The sequence below is a fragment of the Bradyrhizobium sp. th-b2 genome (genome assembly GCF_000426785.1).
In the GTDB taxonomy this organism is placed as follows: domain Bacteria; phylum Pseudomonadota; class Alphaproteobacteria; order Rhizobiales; family Xanthobacteraceae; genus Bradyrhizobium; species Bradyrhizobium septentrionale.
Map to the genome: position 1 here is coordinate 171,932 of NZ_AUGA01000007.1, position 18,567 is coordinate 190,498.

General features: G+C 64.4%; 18 protein-coding genes and 1 pseudogene. 10 read left to right on the top strand and 9 right to left on the bottom strand.

The features are described 5' to 3' along the window. The first annotated feature begins 116 nt into the window (after nucleotides 1-116). A complete protein-coding gene (gene rpmE / locus K359_RS0113270) occupies nucleotides 117-344 on the top strand; it encodes a 50S ribosomal protein L31 (RefSeq protein ID WP_016845230.1) in 228 nt (75 codons plus the stop codon). A gap of 327 nt (nucleotides 345-671) precedes the next feature. Here rpmE and K359_RS0113275 read toward each other — a convergent pair whose 3' ends face one another. Then, nucleotides 672-1,292: a TetR/AcrR family transcriptional regulator gene (locus K359_RS0113275; RefSeq protein ID WP_029079790.1), complete on the bottom strand. Its 621-nt coding sequence runs from the start codon at nucleotides 1,290-1,292 to the stop codon at nucleotides 672-674. Nucleotides 1,293-1,419: 127 nt separating this feature from the next. On the opposite strand from K359_RS0113275, the gene K359_RS0113280 reads away from it, so the two are divergent. Together K359_RS0113280 and K359_RS0113285 are read left to right on the top strand one after the other, a co-directional pair. Beyond that, entirely contained in the window at nucleotides 1,420-1,800 is a 381-nt protein-coding gene (locus tag K359_RS0113280) for a DUF4267 domain-containing protein (protein WP_029079791.1), read from the top strand. Between the two features lies 1 nt (nucleotide 1,801). After that, nucleotides 1,802-2,122 carry a DoxX family protein gene (locus tag K359_RS0113285; RefSeq protein ID WP_029079792.1) on the top strand — a complete coding sequence of 107 codons (321 nt, stop codon included), beginning with the start codon at nucleotides 1,802-1,804 and terminating at the stop codon, nucleotides 2,120-2,122. Nucleotides 2,123-2,130: 8 nt separating this feature from the next. Here K359_RS0113285 and K359_RS0113290 read toward each other — a convergent pair whose 3' ends face one another. Next, the gene (locus K359_RS0113290; protein ID WP_029079793.1) at nucleotides 2,131-2,748 is read right to left on the bottom strand and encodes a LysE family translocator; all 618 of its coding nucleotides are present in this window, start codon (nucleotides 2,746-2,748) and stop codon (nucleotides 2,131-2,133) included. A gap of 13 nt (nucleotides 2,749-2,761) precedes the next feature. Then, nucleotides 2,762-3,388, bottom strand: a complete 627-nt coding sequence (locus K359_RS0113295) for an FMN-binding negative transcriptional regulator (protein WP_029079794.1) — start codon at nucleotides 3,386-3,388, stop codon at nucleotides 2,762-2,764. A gap of 86 nt (nucleotides 3,389-3,474) precedes the next feature. Between K359_RS0113295 and K359_RS51835 the strand changes: the two are divergent. Further along, nucleotides 3,475-4,981 (top strand): annotated as a pseudogene (locus K359_RS51835) (PLP-dependent aminotransferase family protein). Between the two features lie 19 nt (nucleotides 4,982-5,000). Further along, complete coding sequence (plsY, locus tag K359_RS0113305; protein ID WP_029079795.1) at nucleotides 5,001-5,660, top strand: glycerol-3-phosphate 1-O-acyltransferase PlsY; 660 nt, start codon at nucleotides 5,001-5,003, stop codon at nucleotides 5,658-5,660. A 57-nt stretch (nucleotides 5,661-5,717) separates the two neighbouring features. Here the strand turns inward: plsY and K359_RS0113310 are convergent, their stop codons facing one another. Then, nucleotides 5,718-6,230, bottom strand: a complete 513-nt coding sequence (locus K359_RS0113310) for a DUF1465 family protein (protein ID WP_029079796.1) — start codon at nucleotides 6,228-6,230, stop codon at nucleotides 5,718-5,720. A 519-nt stretch (nucleotides 6,231-6,749) separates the two neighbouring features. Continuing rightward, nucleotides 6,750-6,941, bottom strand: a complete 192-nt coding sequence (locus tag K359_RS0113315; RefSeq protein ID WP_029079797.1) for a DUF1192 domain-containing protein — start codon at nucleotides 6,939-6,941, stop codon at nucleotides 6,750-6,752. Between the two features lie 271 nt (nucleotides 6,942-7,212). Here K359_RS0113315 and metG point away from each other — a divergent pair, with 271 nt between their 5' ends. From metG to K359_RS0113330, 3 genes are all read left to right on the top strand, one after another. Continuing rightward, the gene (gene metG, locus K359_RS0113320) at nucleotides 7,213-8,892 is read left to right on the top strand and encodes a methionine--tRNA ligase (RefSeq protein WP_029079798.1); all 1,680 of its coding nucleotides are present in this window, start codon (nucleotides 7,213-7,215) and stop codon (nucleotides 8,890-8,892) included. Nucleotides 8,893-8,961: 69 nt separating this feature from the next. Then, a complete protein-coding gene (locus K359_RS0113325; protein ID WP_029079799.1) occupies nucleotides 8,962-9,960 on the top strand; it encodes an NAD(P)H-quinone oxidoreductase in 999 nt (332 codons plus the stop codon). A 120-nt stretch (nucleotides 9,961-10,080) separates the two neighbouring features. Then, complete coding sequence (locus tag K359_RS0113330) at nucleotides 10,081-12,957, top strand: EAL domain-containing protein (protein WP_029079800.1); 2,877 nt, start codon at nucleotides 10,081-10,083, stop codon at nucleotides 12,955-12,957. Between the two features lie 113 nt (nucleotides 12,958-13,070). On the opposite strand, the gene K359_RS0113335 is transcribed toward K359_RS0113330, so the two are convergent. After that, nucleotides 13,071-13,349 (bottom strand): hypothetical protein, encoded by a 279-nt coding sequence (locus K359_RS0113335; protein ID WP_029079801.1) that lies wholly within the window; start codon nucleotides 13,347-13,349, stop codon nucleotides 13,071-13,073. 122 nt (nucleotides 13,350-13,471) lie between these two features. Between K359_RS0113335 and K359_RS0113340 the strand changes: the two genes are divergently transcribed. Continuing rightward, nucleotides 13,472-14,965 carry a diguanylate cyclase gene (locus K359_RS0113340; protein ID WP_029079802.1) on the top strand — a complete coding sequence of 498 codons (1,494 nt, stop codon included), beginning with the start codon at nucleotides 13,472-13,474 and terminating at the stop codon, nucleotides 14,963-14,965. 851 nt (nucleotides 14,966-15,816) lie between these two features. Here K359_RS0113340 and K359_RS0113350 read toward each other — a convergent pair. From K359_RS0113350 to K359_RS0113360, 3 genes are all read right to left on the bottom strand, one after another. Then, entirely contained in the window at nucleotides 15,817-16,176 is a 360-nt protein-coding gene (locus K359_RS0113350) for a hypothetical protein (protein ID WP_029079803.1), read from the bottom strand. Nucleotides 16,177-16,353: 177 nt separating this feature from the next. Further along, nucleotides 16,354-17,037: a haloacid dehalogenase type II gene (locus K359_RS0113355; RefSeq protein WP_035976522.1), complete on the bottom strand. Its 684-nt coding sequence runs from the start codon at nucleotides 17,035-17,037 to the stop codon at nucleotides 16,354-16,356. Nucleotides 17,038-17,066: 29 nt separating this feature from the next. Continuing rightward, nucleotides 17,067-17,681: an ABATE domain-containing protein gene (locus K359_RS0113360; RefSeq protein WP_035976523.1), complete on the bottom strand. Its 615-nt coding sequence runs from the start codon at nucleotides 17,679-17,681 to the stop codon at nucleotides 17,067-17,069. A gap of 163 nt (nucleotides 17,682-17,844) precedes the next feature. Here K359_RS0113360 and K359_RS0113365 point away from each other — a divergent pair, with 163 nt between their 5' ends. Next, complete coding sequence (locus K359_RS0113365; protein WP_029079806.1) at nucleotides 17,845-18,540, top strand: alpha/beta fold hydrolase; 696 nt, start codon at nucleotides 17,845-17,847, stop codon at nucleotides 18,538-18,540. Nucleotides 18,541-18,567: the final 27 nt, after the last annotated feature.

Here is an 18,567-nt window from a genome sequence, read left to right on the forward strand (position 1 = left end):
GATGGGCTTAAGCCCCTTTCTTGGCTTGTTTCGTGGGTCTCCATGCGTTATAGAGCCGCCCAAATCCCGTACCCCAGACATCTTGAGATGGGCGCCGGCGCGCCGAAGGAACTGCCATGAAAGCCGATATTCATCCGAATTATCATACGATTAAGGTCGTCATGACCGACGGCACCGAGTACCTGACCCGCTCGACCTGGGGCAAGGAAGGCGACACGCTGAACCTCGACATCGACCCCAAGTCGCACCCGGCCTGGACCGGCGGCACCCAGCAGCTGATGGACCGCGGCGGCCGTGTGTCGCGCTTCCAGAAGAAGTTTTCGGGTTTCCTCAAGAAAGACTAAAGTCCGCTTCGGGATTGCCTTCGCGACCCAATGCAAAACGCCTCCATCTCGGGGGCGTTTTTGTTTTGGGGATCGGTTCGGATTCGAATGTCAAACAGCATGTTCAGTGTCATCACCCGCGCATGCGGGTGATCCAGTATTCCAGAGGCGCCAGTGCTTGAGCCGAGAGGCCGCGGCGTACTGGATCGCCCGGTCGAGCCGGGCGATGACAGTGTAGGCGGGGACGTTAGCTTCGCATTCCCGCGACATGATCTGTCCGAGTTCCGGCGAGTGCAACGCATGCGAGAGGAGCGCCGGTCGAAATATTCGATAGGAGAAAAGTGAAACTCAGCTCCGGGCGTTGGAGGTCGATACGCCAAACCTGCCAGGCGAGCTATTTCCGGAAACTACGATCGCCCGAACAACAAGTGCGATGCGTTCGCCGCGCGCGCTGGGTCTTATTCGGCCTGAACGTTCGAGTGCAGCGAGCCCATGAAGGGCTGCCCAAAACGTCTCGGTGACGACAGCTACATCGACGCAAAACGGCGTCACGACTGCCGCAAGGGCTTCGAAACCGGCCCTTAGTTCCGGTCTGGTTCCAGCTTCGGCGAACCGCAAATCCGTCGGAAGGATGAACATCGCCTCGTAGAGTGCAGGATGACGTAACGCAAAGGCGAGATAGGCGGTCGCGACATCCTTGAGCGCATTTCGTCGTCTGGTCGATCCGCCTGCCGCTTCCCGAAGCGCCACTGTGAGCTCCTTAAAACCCTCGACTGCAACTGCCGCAACAATCGCATCCATGTTCTCGAAATGCGAATAGAGGACCGGCTGACTATATTCGATCTCTTCGGCCAGGCGGCGGACTGTAACAGCATCCCATCCTTCGCGCTCCGCGATCACGCGCGCCGCCGCGACAATGCGATGCTCGCGCTCAGCCCGGCCCCTCCCTTTCCGCTCGACGATACCCAATCCTCGATCTCCCAGGTCCGGAAGGCCCACACATTCGTGATCATACCGAGGCTTGATAATCTAGCAATGCTAGATTATCTAGCTAGCAACGCTAGACTTTCTTCTTTTGCTAGAATAGGACAATGTGATGCATTGGCTTGCGCTCGGAATGGCATTGCTCGTGGCTGTCGCGATTATCGCGATCGGCACCCTATATGTCGTGAGCCCAACGACCGCGACGCGCAGTTTCGGCCTGCCGCTGCCTGAAAACGGCGCCAACACCGTTTGGTGGCTGCGCCTCAAGGGGGTGCGCGACATTGCATCGGGATTGGCCGTACTGGCGTTCATGGCGTGGGGCGATCCGCGCGGGGTCGGCATCATCCTGCTTGTTGAAGCAATCATCCCCGTGGGCGACATGCTGCTCATCCTCGCAGCGAAAGGCTCCACCAAGAGCGCCTTCGGCATGCACGGCCTCACGGCGGTGTTCATGGTCTTGGCAGCCATCCCCATGATGATTGGTGCGGCCTGAGATGGTCCACGCTCTTCCAACCTGGCTCCTCGTCGCCGGATTCTTTGGCGCAGGCCTCTTCAACGCGATCGGCACGCCCGGGACGCAAAGTGATTTCGCGCGGTGGGGCTACCCGCGCTGGTGGAGCCTTTTTACTGGTGGACTGGAGATCATGAGCGCCGTTCTGATTGCACTTCCCGCCAGTCGCAGTATTGGCCTGGCGCTTGGGGCGGTAATCGTTGCGGCTGCGGTTATGACCGTTCTGCGCCACCGCGATCTTTCGCACCTTGCGCCACTTGGTGTCTTTGGCGCATTGATTGCTCTTGCAGCGACCTTGTCTTGAGGGCTGACCTAGCGGTCCTGGAACGCGAGCCGTGCGCCGAGCCCGACCAGGATGCTGCCGCCGATCCGCTGCATGATCCGCTGCGACCTCTGCGAGCGCTGCAGCTTCGACATCACGGCGCTGGCGAAAAACACGCAGACGATGTCGACCGCCGAGAACGTCAGGTTGACGATGGTGCCGAGCAGAAACAGCTGGGCCCAAACCGGCAGGCTCGCCGATGCATCGACGAATTGCGGCAGGAACGCCAGGAAGAAGATCGCGGTCTTCGGATTCAAGACCTCGACGACGATGCTTTGCGCGAAGGCGCGCTCCGCGGAGAGCGGCGCAAGCGCGGGACGCTTGGTATTGTCGCGATCGCGGAACAGCGACAGGCCGAGCCAGACCAGATAGGCCGCTCCGGCCAGCCTCATCGCTGTGAATAGCGGCGGCACCGCGTGAAACAGCAGAGCGAGGCCGGCGGCCGCGGCGATGACATGGAGATAGCCGCCGAGATGCAGGCCGAGCGAAGCCAGCAGCCCGGCGCGCCGGCCGCCCGCCAAGGTGCGAGCCGCAGCATAGAGCATGGCGGGACCGGGGATCAGCGCGAAGGTCGCGGTGGTGATCGCAAACGCGAGGTACAATTCCATCGGGGCTTTCGTTTCAGTTCGCCGGAATCATCGCCGCGACCTCGCGGTCGGCAGGATTGTCGCTGGCGCCGAGACCCGCGATGACGCCGGCGCGATCCTCGAGCTTGCGGTTCTGACTCATCTTCTTCTTGGCGTCGATCCGCGTGATCGGCATCCGGAAGCCGACGATGCCGCGCAGCTGCGCCTTGATGAAATCATCAGGCGCATCGCTGACCTGCCAGGCCTCCTTGCGCGTGCTCTCGTGCAATCGGGTCAGCCGCGTGACGACATCGAGCAGGCGATCGGCATCCTCGAAGAACTCGGCCGCGCCGTAAGCGTGCACGGCGACGTAATTCCAGGTTGGCACCACCTTGCCGTGCTCGGCCTTGGTCACATACCAGGACGGCGTCACATAGGCGTCGGGCCCGGTGAAGATCGCCATCGCCTCGCCGACCGCAGGCAGCTTCCACTGCGGATTGGGCCGCGCGACATGGCCGTACAGCGTGCCGTAGTCGCCCTCGTCTGCAGCGAGGATCAGCGGCAGCGGCGTTCCGATCAGCCCGTCGGCGGTCGCGGTGACCAGCGTTGCCAGCTTTGAGGCCCGCATCGCGGCGTGGATCGGGCCGAGCTCATCCATCTTGAAATGCGGCGGCAGGTACATCGGAGGCCTCATCAATTGTTGCTCGCACAATAGCGCCGAAGTGGCCTATGATAAGAGCCACTTTCGATCATACTGACTGATCCACTATGCCCCGTCTGCGTACCACGATCAGCATCCCTCCGCTCCGCGCGATCGACCGCACCGCCGGACAGGTTGGGCGGCAGATCGCGCAGGCTCTGCGCGCCATCATCGCCAACGGCGAATTGAAGGCCGGCGAATTCCTGCCGTCGACCCGCGCGCTGTCGGCCTCGCTCGGCGTTGCCCGCGGCACGGTCATGGAAGCCTTCGAGCAATTGCAGGCCGAGGGCTATCTGGTCTCGCATGTCGGTGCCGGCACAAGCGTCGCGCCGACGCTTGCCGAACAAGCGCGGCCCGTCCGCCCGCCCGTCAACCGCAGTTCGAACAAGACCGCGCCGATCCACTTGCCGCCGCGCGCGATGCGGCTTGCCAAAATCGCGGCGGCCTTCACGCCGATGCCGGAGGCGCCGTTTGCGATCGCAGTCCCGGGCGGCGCCGTCGCCCCGGACCAAAATTGGCGGCGCCTCGGCAACCGCGTCCGTGCATCGCGCGCGGCCGCGCCGGCAAGCTACGGCGATCCGCGCGGGCTGATGGAGTTGCGGCAGGCGATCGCCGACTATGTGCGCAAATCCCGCGCGGTGCATTGCGAGCCCGAGCAGGTTGTGATCACGGCCGGCACGCAACAGGGCCTCTATCTCGCCGGCCGCGTGCTGCTGTCGTCGGGTGATCGCGTGTGGGCGGAGGATCCCGCCTATCCCGGCATGACGGCGGTGCTCGACGATCTCGATCTCGTCACCACGCGCATTGCGGTCGATACGCAAGGCATCGACGTCGATGCCGCCATCGCCGTTTGTCCGAACGCGCGCGGCCTTCGTGACGCCGTCGCACCAATATCCGCTCGGCATGCCGATGAGCATGGCCCGCCGCAACGCGCTGGTGGCCTGGGCGGCGCGCCGCGCGGCCTGGATCGTCGAGGACGATTATGACAGCGAGCTACGCTATGCAGGCCATCCCTTCCCGTCGATGCAGGGTCTCGCCCCGTCGCGGGTGATTTATCTGGGCACGCTGAGCAAGGTGCTGTTTCCTTCGCTGCGGTTCGGCTACGTCGTGGCGCCCCTGCCGCTGATCGACGCCTTCGCCGGCGCGCGGGCGCTGCTCGACCGGCATTCGCCGACCGCCGACCAGCATGTGCTGGCAGCCTATATGCGGGAAGGCCTGTTCGAAGCGCATATCAGGCGCATTCGCGGCGTCTACGCCGCACGGCGCGCGACACTGATCGCAGCGCTCGAACGCCACATGCCTGATGACGTCACCCTGCAGCCGAGCGATCAGGGTATGCATCTGCTGGTGTGGCTACCGCGCGGTATCGACGATGTGCAATTGGCGAAGGCCGCACTCGCCGACGGGATCGTCGTGCGGCCGATCTCGCCGATGTACGCGCTGAAAGCACGGCCCGGCCTGATGCTCGGCTTCGGCGGATTTGCGCCGGAGGAACTGGAGGCGGCCGCGATCCGTTTGCGCGGAATCATGGATCGCGGAAGACGTAGACAACCAGATCAGGTTCGCTTGAAATGAAAGCGTCGAGGTGACTGCCATGATGTTCTGGAGTGCGAGCGTGGCTGGACTGGCGATCGCTTATCTCTTCGGAGCGACGCCATCAGGCTATCTGGCGGGGAAACTGCTTAGGGGCATCGACATTCGGGAGCATGGCTCGAAATCCACTGGGGCAACGAACGTGTTGCGCACCCTGGGGCCATGGCCTGCGCTGGTGGTTCTGCTGGTCGATGTGCTGAAGGGTGCGGCAGCGATCGTGTTTGCCCGCTGGTTCTATCCCTGGCTCGCGACCGTCACGCCACCGGCGGCGCTTGATCTTGAGAGCTGGACACCTTGGGCTGTTTGTCTCGCGGGACTTGCCGTATTGCTCGGACACGGCCGTTCGATCTGGCTGAATTTTACGGGCGGCAAATCCGCAGCGACCGGGCTCGGCGTGTTGCTGGCGCTGTCCTGGCCGGTCGGTCTGGGAGCCGCGACGGTGTTTCTCGCCGTGCTGGCTATCTCCCGGATCGTTTCCTTGAGTTCAATGCTGGCAGCGTTGACTGCAATCGCCCTCGTCTGCGCGCTGGAGCAGCCACTGCCCTATCGGTTGCTGGTGATCGCAGGCAGCATCTACGTGATCGCGCGCCACCGTGCCAACATTCAGCGGCTGCTCGCCGGGACCGAGCCACGGCTGGGACAAGGTGCGCGCCCGAGCTGATTGATGAGGACGCGGGCCGAACCGCGCCGCGCGCCGTGACGACGCTTCGCGCCGATCTTACTGCTCGAACGCGGCCTTGAGGCGGTTGAGCTGCGGCACCAGCGGATTGCCGATGGTCGAACGATCCGGCGCCGGCGCGTGGATCGTGGTGTCGAGCCGGCGCACCCGCGCCTGCAGATCCATCGAGCGGGCGATCAGCTGCTGCAATTGCTCCGGCAGTTTCGTCACCATGTCGGCCGGGCCGGGATCGGCCGCCGACAGCTTCGCCTTGGTCTTCTCGCGATTGGCCTGGGTCAGCGTCATCTCGCCTTCCTTGACCGCGCGATGCAACAGCAGCCAGGACGCGAGCTGCATCAGCCGCGTGGTGAGGCGCATGCTTTCGGTGGCATAGGTCAGGCTGACGGAACGTTCCAGCGCCTTGGCCTCGGTGCGCCCGTCGCCGTCGAGATAGGCGGCGGTCTGCTCGACCAGGTCCATGCCTTCCCGGAACAGCACGCCAAATGCCGCAGAATTGGTCAGCCGTTCACTGAACAGCACAAGCCCGGCTTCGCTCTGGGAACGATCGGCCATGGTTAACGCCCTCACACCACGTAACGCCCGCTGGCATCTGACGCGCCAGCTTATGATGAACAAATCATTGCGCGGGCGCGCCGAAGAGTCCAGCCGCAACCCGATTTATGGTTTCCGGCGGATAGGACGCACAAAAAAGAGCCGCCGTTTCCGGCGGCTTTGAAGTTGATAACAGGGAGGCGTCAAACAGAGTGGACAGGAGCCACTCGGTGTCCAAACCAGGACAATGCAGTCATAATCGAGAAAGCTTAACCGACCGTAAATGAGCGGATTTCTTCAGGCTTTGTTTGCCATGTCGGCCATTGACCTAGTTTGGGACAGGGCCAAGTTGATCCCCGAGAGTCGTCCCGGCCTAGTGCGCAATTGCGCACGGGGGCCGGGACCCATAACCGCCAAAGCCCGCGTTGCACGCAGCTGTGGCCCAACCGTACGCGACAAGGAACAGCCGTGGTTATGGGTCCCGGATCGCGCTCGCTTTGCTCGCTTGTCCGGGACGACGTGATGTGATGTCGAAAAGAGCTACGACTTGAAGAACGCGTCCGCGGCGTCCTTTGACGCGCGCTTCTTCGCCATCGCCTCTTTCAAGCGATCGACTTCAGCAGTGAGCAGCGCGATCCGCTCGGTCAAATCCTCGACCGACAGCAGGTAGAGATCCTGGCCGATCTCGTGGCTAATTTTTTTCTTCGGCCGGTCGTCATCCTCAATCGGCATGTTGCCCTCCCGGCAATGATGATCTGGCGCCTCGCGTCCAGAGATGATAGATCTTGGGTGAGGAGAATTTTGCAGTGACTTTCGTGTGCGCGCAACATCTGACGCGAATGCCCCGGCCCGACCGCGAGGAGTCTGACCGGACGGGATAGTGCGCGCCTGCGCGCCAGGCATGAGCCGACCCCAAGCCCTTCCGATCATGCGGGAGGGCTTTTTGATTTTCCGATTTGATCTTTCGAGGGTCGGCATCAGCAAACGCGAAAGACCTTAACCCATGACCAAAATTCTCATCACCAGCGCGCTTCCTTACGTGAACGGCGTCAAGCATCTCGGCAATCTGATCGGCTCGCTGCTGCCCGCCGACGTCCATGCCCGCTTCCGGCGGCAAACCGGCTGCGACGTGCTGTTCATCTGCGCCACCGACGAGCACGGCACGCCCGCCGAGCTTGGCGCCATCGAGGCCGGACAGGATGTCCGGGAGTTCTGCGATGCGCAGCACGCCGTCCAGGCCGACATCTACCGGCGCTTTGGTCTGTCCTTCGATCATTTCGGCCGCACCAGCGCGCCGCAAAACCATGCGCTGACGCAGCACTTCTATCGCCGGCTCGACGCAGCCGGGCTGATCGAGGCGCGCACGTCGCAACAGGTGTGGTCGCCGGCCGATCGGCGCTTCCTGCCCGACCGTTACGTGCTCGGCACCTGCCCGCATTGCGGCGATCAATCGGCGCGCGGCGATCAATGCGATCATTGCGGCACGCTGCTTGACCCGCCAGAACTCATCGATCCGCGCTCGGCGCTATCAGGCGACCGCGCGCTCGAGATCCGCGACAGCAATCATCTGTTCCTGCGCCAGTCGCAGCTGGTCGAGACAATCGGCGCATGGATCGACAGCCGCACCGGATGGCCGCCCTTCGTGGTCTCGACCGCGAAGGGCTGGCTCAATGCCGATCTGCGCGACCGCTGCATCACGCGCGATCTCGCCTGGGGCATTGCGGTCCCGCGCGACGGCTTCGACGGCAAGGTGTTCTATGTCTGGTTCGACGCGCCGATCGGCTATATCGCCGCGACGCAGGAATGGGCGGCCGCCGCACCTGATCGCGACTGGCGGCAATGGTGGTGGCAGGCCGACGACGTCAGCTACATCCAGTTTCTCGGCAAGGATAACATCCCGTTCCACACCGTGAGTTTTCCGGCGACATTGATCGGCTCCGGCGAGCCATGGAAGACCGCAGACATCATCAAGGGATTCCACTGGCTCAATTACGAGGGCGGCAAGTTCTCGACCAGCCGCCAGCGCGGCATCTTCACCGATGCGGCGCTGGAAGAATTGCCGGCCGATCTCTGGCGCTGGTGGCTGATCGCCAACGCGCCCGAAAGCGCCGACACCGATTTTAGCGTCGCGAGATTCGTTGGCGATGTGAACAAGGACCTCGCCGACATCTTCGGTAATCTCGCCAACCGCATCATCAGCTTTGCGCATCGAAGCTTCGACGGCCGCATTCCTGAAGGTGGCACGCCCGGTGAGGCCGAGCGAGAGCTTGCGCATGATCTGGAGCGGCGCATCACAGCGTTGCACCGCCATCACACCGCACTGGAGTTTCGTGCCGCGGCCGCAACGACCCGCGCGATCTGGGACACCGCGAACGCGTACCTGCAGCACGCAGCACCATGGACCGCCATCAAGTCCGATTCCGTTCGCGCGGCGGTCATCACCCGCACGGGACTCAATCTAGTCGCGCTCTGCGCCACGCTGGCGTGGAGCATCGTGCCAACTCTGTCGGAACGCGTGCTCCGCGCCTTCGGCCACGACGACGCCGTGCCGCGCTGGCCCAATGGCCCACTCATCCCGCTGCTGGATCAAGGTGCCGGCACGCCGGTCGAAAAACTCGGCCCGCTGGTCGAGAAGATCACCCCCGAGAAAGCAGGCCATCTGACGGCGCGGTTCGGGGCTTAAGGGCGTTTCGCTTCGTAGCAAAAGGCGGTATGCCACAAGCCAATCCTCCTCACTGACCAGGAACGAACCATGCCAAACCTGCCCGCGCAAATGACCGTCGTTGCCATCAGCAAGCCCGGTGGCCCCGAAGTGCTGGTGCCGGAAACCCGCGCGCTGCCGGTGCCGAAGGCCGGCGAAATCCTGGTCAAGGTCGCGGCCGCCGGCGTCAATCGCCCCGACGTCGCGCAGCGCTCCGGCTCCTATCCGCCGCCGCCCGGCGCAAGCGACCTGCCCGGCCTCGAGATCGCAGGCGAAGTGGTGGCACTCGGTGAAGGCGCGACGCACAAGATCGGCGACAAGGTGATGTCGCTGGTCGCCGGTGGCGGCTACGCGCAATACTGCATCGCGCAGGACGCGCAGGCGATGACCGTGCCGCCGCAGCTCACGATGCAGGAAGCCGGCGCCATTCCGGAAACGCTGATGACGGTCTGGCACAATGTGTTCGAGCGCGGCGCGCTGAAGGCCGGCGAGACGCTGCTGATCCATGGCGGCTCGTCGGGCATCGGCACGATGGCGATCCAGCTCGCCAAGGCGTTCGGCGCCAAGGTGATCGTCACCGTCGGTTCGCAGGACAAGGCCGATGCCTGCCTCAAGCTCGGCGCCGATCACGCCGTCAACTACAAGACTGACGATTTCGTCGAAGCCGTGAAGACGGCCACCGGCGGCGCCGGCGCCAACGTCATCCTCGACATGGTGGGCGGCGACTATATCGACCGCAACTACGACGCCGCCGCGGTTGAGGGCCGCATCGTCCAGATCGCGTTCCTGTCGGGAGCACCGAAGGCGTCAGCCAATTTTGCCAAGCTGATGGTCAAGCGGCTGCACCACACCGGCTCGACCCTGCGCCCCCGTAGTAATGCGGACAAGGCGGCGATGGTCGCGGCGATCGAGGCAAAGGTGCTGCCCTTGCTGCGCGAAGGCCGCGTCAAGCCGCTGATGGACAGCACATTCCCGCTGGAAAAGGCCGCCGACGCGCACCGGCGCATGGAGACCAGCGAACATATTGGCAAAATTGTGTTGGTGGTTTAACTCTCGCGACGGAAGCAGGGGCGGAAACCCTTTGATTCCCTTCGCTTTCGTGTCATTTATCGCGCCACCGCCGGGCCGGTCGCCGGGCCCGGTCAGTTTGTCGATCGCGGAGTACTGACATTGCGTCTGATCAGGTGCCTTGCGCTGCTCGCGCTGGGCCTCATGATGTTTGCTGCTGCGCCTGACGCGTACGCGATCGACGCGGTCAGCGTGCGCAGCGACGCGCCGGCGATCGACCTCACCGCTGTTCTCGACCATCAACGCAGCGAAACCGACCGCATTCAGGTCTCCACTGCACCTGGAACCGACGGCATCGTGCGCCGCATCGAAGTTCGCGCCCGCGAAGGCGGACAGAACTGGGTGGTGTTCGCGCTCGCCAACAACACCGACGACCAGCTCGACCGTCTGATTGTCGCGCCGCACTATCGCATCGTGTCGTCCGGATTGTTGTGGCCCGACCTCGGCCTGTCGCGCATCGCCACCATTACGCCGTCGGTCGGCGATCGCCCCGAGCGGCAAGAGAGCCCGACCGCCGACGTGTTCCGCATCACGCTCGATCCCGGCGCCGTCGTCACCTATGTCGCGGAACTGCGCACCGACAAGCTGCCGCAGCTCTATCTGTGGGAACCCGACGCCTACAAGGACAAGGTCAACTCGTTCACGCTGTACCAGGGCATCGTGATCGGCATCTCGGGCCTGCTCGCGCTCGTGCTCACGATCTTGTTTGTGGTCAAGGGCAGCATCATGTTCCCGGCCGCCGCGGCGCTGGCCTGGGCGGTGCTGGTTTATATCGGCGTCGATTTCGGCTTCTGGGGCAAGGTGCTCGACATGTCGAACAACGCCGAGCGCGTCTGGCGCGCGGCGGGCGAGGCGATTCTCGCGGCGACACTGCTGGTGTTCCTGTTCGCCTATCTGAATTTGAGTCGCTGGCATGTGCGCTACTCGCACATCACGATCGGCTGGCTGCTCTTCCTCGGCTCGCTGGTGGCGCTGGCGCTGTTCGATCCCGCGGTCGCCTCCGGCATCGCGCGCATGTCGCTGGTGATGATCGCCTTCGCCGGCTTCGCGCTGATCGTCTATCTCTCGACCCACGGCTTCGACCGCGCGGTGCTCTTGATCCCGACCTGGTTCCTGCTGGTGGTCTGGGTGGTCGCGGCCGGCATGACGGTCGCGGGCTCCGTCACCAACGACATCGTCGGCCCGGCGCTGCTCGGCGGCCTGGTGCTGATCGTGATGCTGATCGGCTTCACCGTAATGCAGCACGCCTTCGCCGGCGGCGGCGCCACCACCGGCGTGGTCTCCGATGTCGAGCGCCGCGCCTTGGCGCTGACCGGCTCCGGCGATCTGATCTGGGACTGGGACGTCTCCGCCGACAAGGTGTTCACCAGCCCCGAGACCGAGGCACTGCTCGGCCTGAAGCGCGGCACGCTGGAAGGCCCGGCCGCGAAATGGCTCGAAGTACTGCACCCGCTCGACCAGGACCGCTTCCGCGCCGCGCTCGACAGCGTGCTCGACCAGCGCCGCGGCCGCCTGGTGCAGGATTTCCGGCTGCGCACGCCCGACGGCCACTTCATGTGGTTCGCACTGAAGGCGCGGCCGGTGGTCGGCTCCGACGGCGAGGTCTCGCGCGTGGTCGGCACGCTGACCGACGTCACCGAGTTCAAGAACTCCGAAGAGCGGATGCTGCATGACTCCGTGCATGACAATCTGACCGGCCTGCCGAACCGCCGGCTGTTCATGGACCGGCTCGGCGCGGTGGCGAACCTCGCCAAGACCATGCCGAACCTGCGGCCGACCTTGATGGTGATCGACCTCGACCGCTTCAAGCAGGTCAACGATTCCGTCGGGATTGCGGTCGGCGACTCCATCCTGCTGACGCTGGCGCGGCGGCTGACCCGCATCCTCAAGCCGCAGGACACGCTGGCGCGGATGGCCGGAGACCAGTTCGGCCTGATCCTGCTGTCCGAGCAGGACCCGGCGCGGATCACCAATTTTGCCGAGACCATCCGCAAGACCATCCGCGCGCCGATCGCGTTCAACGACCGCGAGATCTTCCTGACCGCCTCGATCGGACTGGCGCTGTCCGATCCGGCCGCGCCGCTCTCGGACGAGATCATCAAGGACGCCGAGCTTGCGATGTATCACTCCAAGCGGATCGGCGGCGACCGCATCGACGTCTACAAGCCGGCGATGCGGGCGCGGAAGACCGACCGCCTGACGCTCGAGAGCGATCTGCGCCGTGCCATCGAGCGCCAGGAGCTCACGATCCTGTACCAGCCGATCGTGCGGCTCGAGGATCGCGCGATCGCGGGCTTCGAGGCGCTGGTGCGCTGGGACCATCCCAAGCTCGGCCGGATGTCGCCGTCGGAATTCATCAATGTCGCCGAGGAGACCGGCCTGATCGTCGACCTTGGCATGTTCGTGATGGACCAGACCGCACGCCAGCTCGCGGTGTGGCAGCGCGCGATGCGGGCGCGCGAGCCGATCTTCGCGTCGGTCAACGTGTCGTCGCGGCAATTGCTGCGCCACGACCTGATCCACGATATCCGCACCGTGCTGTCGCGCTCCTCCGTGGCGCGCGGCACGCTGAAGCTGGAGCTGACGGAATCGCTTGTGATGGAGAACCCGGAGCACGCCGCCCAGATGCTGGCGCGGATCCGCGAGCTCGGCACCGGGCTGTCGCTCGACGATTTCGGCACCGGCCACTCCTCGCTGTCCTATTTGCAGCGCTTCCCGTTCGACACCATCAAGATCGACCAGTCCTTCGTCCGCACCACGAGCCGCGGCACCCGCCCGGTGATCCTGAAGTCGATCATCGCGCTGGCGCACGATCTCGGCATGGAGGTGGTCGCGGAAGGCGCCGAGACGGATTCCGATGCCGTCGAGCTCTACCAGCTCGGCTGCGAATACGCCCAGGGCTTTGCCTTCGGCGAGCCGATGGACGCTGACGCCGCTACGCGGCTGCTCACCGAGGAACGGCTGGAAGCCGCGAGCTAGATCTTGTCGTCCCGGCCTCGTGCGCAACTGCACACGGGAGCCGGGACCTATACGCCGCGGCCCGTCCATGACGCGCTGGGGCCAGTTGCCTTCGTGACAACAACGCCCTGTGGTTATGGGTCCCGGCGTTCGCCGGGACGACGGTTGGACATTTTCTTGAACCTGACGCTCTTGCCGTCGGCCTGGCGCGTGGCGATGTAGCCGGCGTCGAGACTGGCTTCGCGCTGCGGCATCTTCTCCTGCGGGCTGCGCAGGGTTTCCCACCACGACGCCCGGTGGGCGGCGCGCGGCAGCGCCGCATCGATGATCGCCTCGATCTCCTCGAAGGTCAGCACGAATTCGGGCAGATGCTGCTTCTTCAGATAATCCCGCAGCGCGTCGTAGTCGTTCACAACGTCCTCGATGACAAAAAAACAGGTTTCGGCAACCACCCGTTAACCCATTCGGCGGCCGCTGTCGCCATTTAAGGCGACAACAAGATTTCCCGTTGCATGACCAAGCTTTGGAGCGGGAAATGCCATTTCGACGGGGAAACGACGCAAGGCGGCGCTGGCGGCTATCGGCAAAGCTGCTGATCGCCGCGTCGGTTGCGACCGTCCTCGGCTTCTCCGCGGTCTGCGCCGGCGTGATGTTCGACATGCGCCGCGGCGAGGAGCAACTGGCCCGCCAGACCCTGGAAAATTTTGCGTCAGGCATCGAGGCCGACATCAGCCGCAACATCGAGCTCTACGACCTGTCGCTGCGCGCGGTCGCCAGCAATCTCGAGATGCCGGAGATCCGCAATGTCAGCAAGGAACTGCGCCAGCTGATCCTGTTCGATCACGCCGCGACCGCCAAACATTTCGGCGCGATCCAGGTGTTCGACAGCAAGGGCGACCTGACCATCGACGCGGCGAGCCTCGATCCGCGACCCGAGAACCGCAGCGACGAGGAATATTTCACGGTCCAGCGCGACCATCCCGATGCCGGGCTGTATATCAGCCGGCCGATGCTGCATCGCGGCGCCTACGCCATCGTGCTGAGCCGGCGCATCGTCGGCGAGGACGGCCGCTTTCTCGGCGTCGTGGTCGGCTCGATCCGCTTCAGCTATTTCCACGATATGTTCGGCCGGCTCAACCTCGCGCCCGGCGATACCATCACCGTGCTGCGCAACGACCGCACCATCATCATGCGGACGCCGTTCGATCTCGACGTGATCGGCAAGAACCTTGCGGAGCAACTGGACTGGAAGGCCGAGAATCTGAAGGCGGGCGGCGCCTACTCCGGCAAGGGTCCGGTCGACGACACGCCGCGGCTCTATGTCAGGCGCAGCAGCTCGGGCCCGCTCTACGTCGTGGTCGGCAAGCCGCTCGAAGCCGTCTTCAACCTCTGGCGTACCGAGGCGATCCGGATCGGCGCGATCATGGCGTTTCTGGTCCTGTTCGTGCTCAGCGCGACGTTGGTCCTCGCCCGCGAGATCGTCCGTCGCGCCGACGCCGAGGACAAGCTCGAGGAGCTGGCGACGACCGACGCCCTCACCGGCCTGAAGAACCGGCGCAAGTTCGACACCGAGATCGAGCGCGAGTGGCGCCGGGCGAGCCGGCACGGCCAGCCGGTCGCGTTGTTGATGATCGATGCCGATCATTTCAAGGCCTATAACGACACTTATGGACACCAGGCCGGCGACCAGGTGCTGGTCGGGATTGCGATCTGCATCTCGGATGCGGTGCGCCGCGCCGGCGATTGCCCGGCGCGCTTCGGCGGCGAGGAATTTGCCGTGCTGCTGCCCAGCACCACCCCGCTCGAGGCCTTCAATCTGGCCGAAACCATCCGCGCCAAGGTCCAGCAATGGTGCGAGGGCGAGGTCATCACGACGGTGAGCATCGGCGTCGCCAGCATGCGCCCGAATGCAGGCCAGCAATGGTCCGACCTGATCGAAGCCGCCGACAAGGCGCTCTACGCCGCCAAAGCCAACGGCCGCAACCAGTCGGTGCTGGCGACAGCGCCGAAGATCGCGCTGGTGGCGTAGGGCACAACTCTCGCCGTATCGTCGTCCCTGCGAAGACTATCAGAGCCGTCATCCTGAGGTGCGAGCGGAGCGAGCCTCGAAGGATGCACGGCCCGGCTGGTGGCCGTCGATCCTTCGAGGCTCGCCCAGCGGCGCAAGCGCGCCGCAAGGCTCGCCTCTCAGCATGACGGTGATGGACATGCTCATGATCCCTCACCGCATCGTCGTCCCTGCGAAAGCAGGGACCCATAACCACAGGATTGAGCCGTCGAAGCGAGCTGTGGCCCCAGCATAGCGCGAGTAACTGCCATTCGTGGTTATGGGTCCCGGGTCGCGCTGCGCTTGCCCGGGACGACATCGAGTTTGTTGCACGGCTGTGAGTCATACATCCGCATTCTCGCGACATCATTTGTCCGAGCACAGCGTCGTAGTCGACGCGGATCAAAAGGGTCTGGCCGGACGAGCCCGACGAGAGCGATGGCAGGTTACGGCTTCGCCTAACCCGCCTTGCAAGACTGATTGCCTTCGGCGCCGGCTACTTGCCCCACGCGGCCTTCCTGATCCGCCCCTTGCCGCCGCACTTCTTGCACGGCTCCGGATAGATCTTCCGTGCCGGCTCGCGCGGCTGTTTCACGTCCGGAAAGCCCGTCCCGTTACACGCGTCACACTTCTCTTCATCGGAAACAAGGTGCTTCACCATCCAACGCCCCGGATTGAAAAAATCCGGAAGCCCGCGGCCGCGGACCTCCGCCACCGTTCGGATACGAACGGCGGCGAGATATGGTTTCACGGTGCATAGCTGCCCTGCGCGGCAACGCAGGTGGGAACGACAACGGGACGATCGCCGTTGTCAGCGTCTTTTCGACGCTCCGTTACTTCCCCTTGAGCGCCTTCTCGTGGCTCTCGAGCGCCGCGGCCATCAACTTCGGCAATTGCGCGGCGTAGAGCTCGATGAAGGTGGCATCGCCGCAGGCCTCCGGATCGCGCGCGGCCTGCTCGGCGATGCGGGCGGCCTTGGCCTCGCATTTCGCGAACATGTGCCAGAACCAATCCGGGCTCTTGCCGAGCGCCGGCCTGTGCTTCTTGATGACGGCGGCGCCGACCGCGCTCATCGCGTTGACGACGCCGGCGCCCAGCGTGCTGATAGCCCGCGCGTTAAGGATATCCTCGCGCGATTGCGCGGTGGCGTTGGTCGCGGTCGCTCGTCCGGTTGTTCGTGCCTTGGCCGGCATGTTCTGAGCTCCTTGTCGATCCCTTTGGCGCGGCAAGCATCGGCCGCGGAAGTTGAGGAAGGCTCAAGGGGCATGGTTGAAAAGCGCTATGGATTTCATTCCGGTTTTATGCGCTTCCGAGCGATCGGCCTGGAGGGTTTTTGACCGTCCCTCCAGCGCTCGATCCGTCAGGGGCCGTTACCCTTTCGCGCCGTAACGGCGGATCAGCTGGTCGGCGACATCGTTGAGATCGTCACCCACGACCTGCGGCTGCGGGCCGACGCCGAGCACATCATTGCCGGGGCGCTTGATCAGCGCGGCCTCCCAACCGGCGGCCACCGCGCCGAGCGTGTCCCAGGTGTGGCATGCGATCAGGCAGAACTCCGAAGGTTTTGCTCCAAGCTCGCTCTCGACATAACCATAGGCCTGCCGCGACGGCTTGTGATGCTTGACGCCATCGGCCGAAAAGCGCCGCTCGAACAGATCGACGATGCCGCCGTGCGTCAGCTGACGGGTCTGCACCTCCAAGAGATTGTCGGTCAGCGTGAACAGGCGGAAGCCTGCGGCGCGCAGCTTGCGCAGCGCCGCCGGCACTTCGGCATGCGGCGGCATGGTGGAGAATTTCTCCGTCAGTTCCTTCTTGTCGGACTCGTCGATCCTGATGCCGCGCGTATCCGCCAGCATTTTCATGACCGCGGCGCCGATGTCGGTGAAGGGCACGTAGCAGCCCGCCACCGTGAGCGAGGCCGAATACATGATGAAGTTCGCGAACCACAGCCGCATCGCGCTCTTGTCGTTGAAGATGCGCGCGAACACCGGCTCCATGGTCTCGAGGTCGAGCAGGGTTTCGTTGACGTCGAACACGATCAGGGGAAGTGCCATTTTTTGGTCTCCGTTGGTTGGGTTTGGTTTCAGCCCCTATCCTTGATCCGGCTGCGGTGCGCGGCCTGCTTGGCGCGATTGCCGCAGATCGCCATGCTGCACCAGCGGCGCGCACGGGCCCGCGTGTGATCGGCGAACATCAGCGTGCAGGCCGGACCCTCGCAGGCCTTGATGTCGGAAAAGCTCTCCTCGCAGACGACCCTGGCCATCGCCTCGCCGATCGGCAGGAGCAGTGACGCGGCCGAGCGCCAGCGCCGCGTCCGCTCCAGCGCGAAACCGTCGTGCTCGTCATCGCCGTGCTTATGGCGATGCGGCACGATGCGGATGAACGCCTGATCGCTTTCGAGCAGCCGGTTCAGCGGCTCCAATTCCTTCAGCGCCCGCGGCGCCAGCGGCCGGCCCATATGCTTGCGCAGGAAGCCGCGGAACCATTCGCGCAAGTCTCGCGCCTGACCGGCAACGTCGTCGAGCTCGCCCGCGGTCGCGCGTGCGCCGAGCTCATCGAGCACATCTGACGGCACCAGCTTCGCCTGCACGAGCCAGCGCAACAGGCCGTCGCCGTCGGCGATCCAGTCCACCGGCGTATCGACGGGGGTCGCGATCGAATTGATGAAATCGAGCCCCAGGCTATCGGCGATGAACATCGCGGGCGGATGGGATTGCACGGTGCTGCCTCCTGGCGGCTTTTCGACCTCGCCGCAAATAACCTGATTAAAGCCTATTGACAAGTTACGAACATTGGAGCATAAGCATCGTAACCTGTCAAATGGCTTTTGAATGGTTACAAGCGAAACGAGGGAGCTGAAGATGTCGAACAAGGATGTCAGCGTGGTGCTCGCCCATGGCGCGTGGGCCGATGGTTCGAGCTGGGCGCGGGTGATCACGGCGCTGGATGCCGAGGGCATCACCGCGGTGGCGGCGCCGCTGCCCCTGACTTCGCTCGCGGACGATGTCGCCGCGCTGAACCGCACGCTGGACCGCGTCGAAGGACCGATCGTACTGGCCGGCCACGCCTATGCCGGCGCTGTCATTGCCGAGACCCGCTCGCCGCGCGTCAAGGCGCTGGTCTATGTCGCGGCGCTGGCGCCGGACGAGGGCGAGACCGTCGCCGATGTGTTTTATCGCGCACCGCCGCATCCGTTCGCGCCAAAACTTGCACCCGACGCCAACGGCCTGATCTGGCTGCCGGAGCCCGCCTTCGCGTCGGCCTTCGCGCAAGGCGCGCGTGCCGAGGAGCTCGCGGTGCTGGCGGCGGTGCAGCGGCCAATCTCGCCGGCCTGCATCACCGTTCCGGTCGGCCGTCCGCGGTGGAAGGACATCCCGAGCTGGTTCCTGGTCGCCGAGGACGACCGGATGATCGCGCCGGAGACACAGCGCAGCATGGCGGCGCGGATGAAGGCTGTGGTGCGTTCACATCCCGTCGATCACACGCCGATCGTCACCGCGCCAAAACTGGTCGCCGACATCATCCAGGAAGCCATCCGCAGCGTTACAGAGCACTGACCTCTTTTCACGATTGGACAGGAGCAC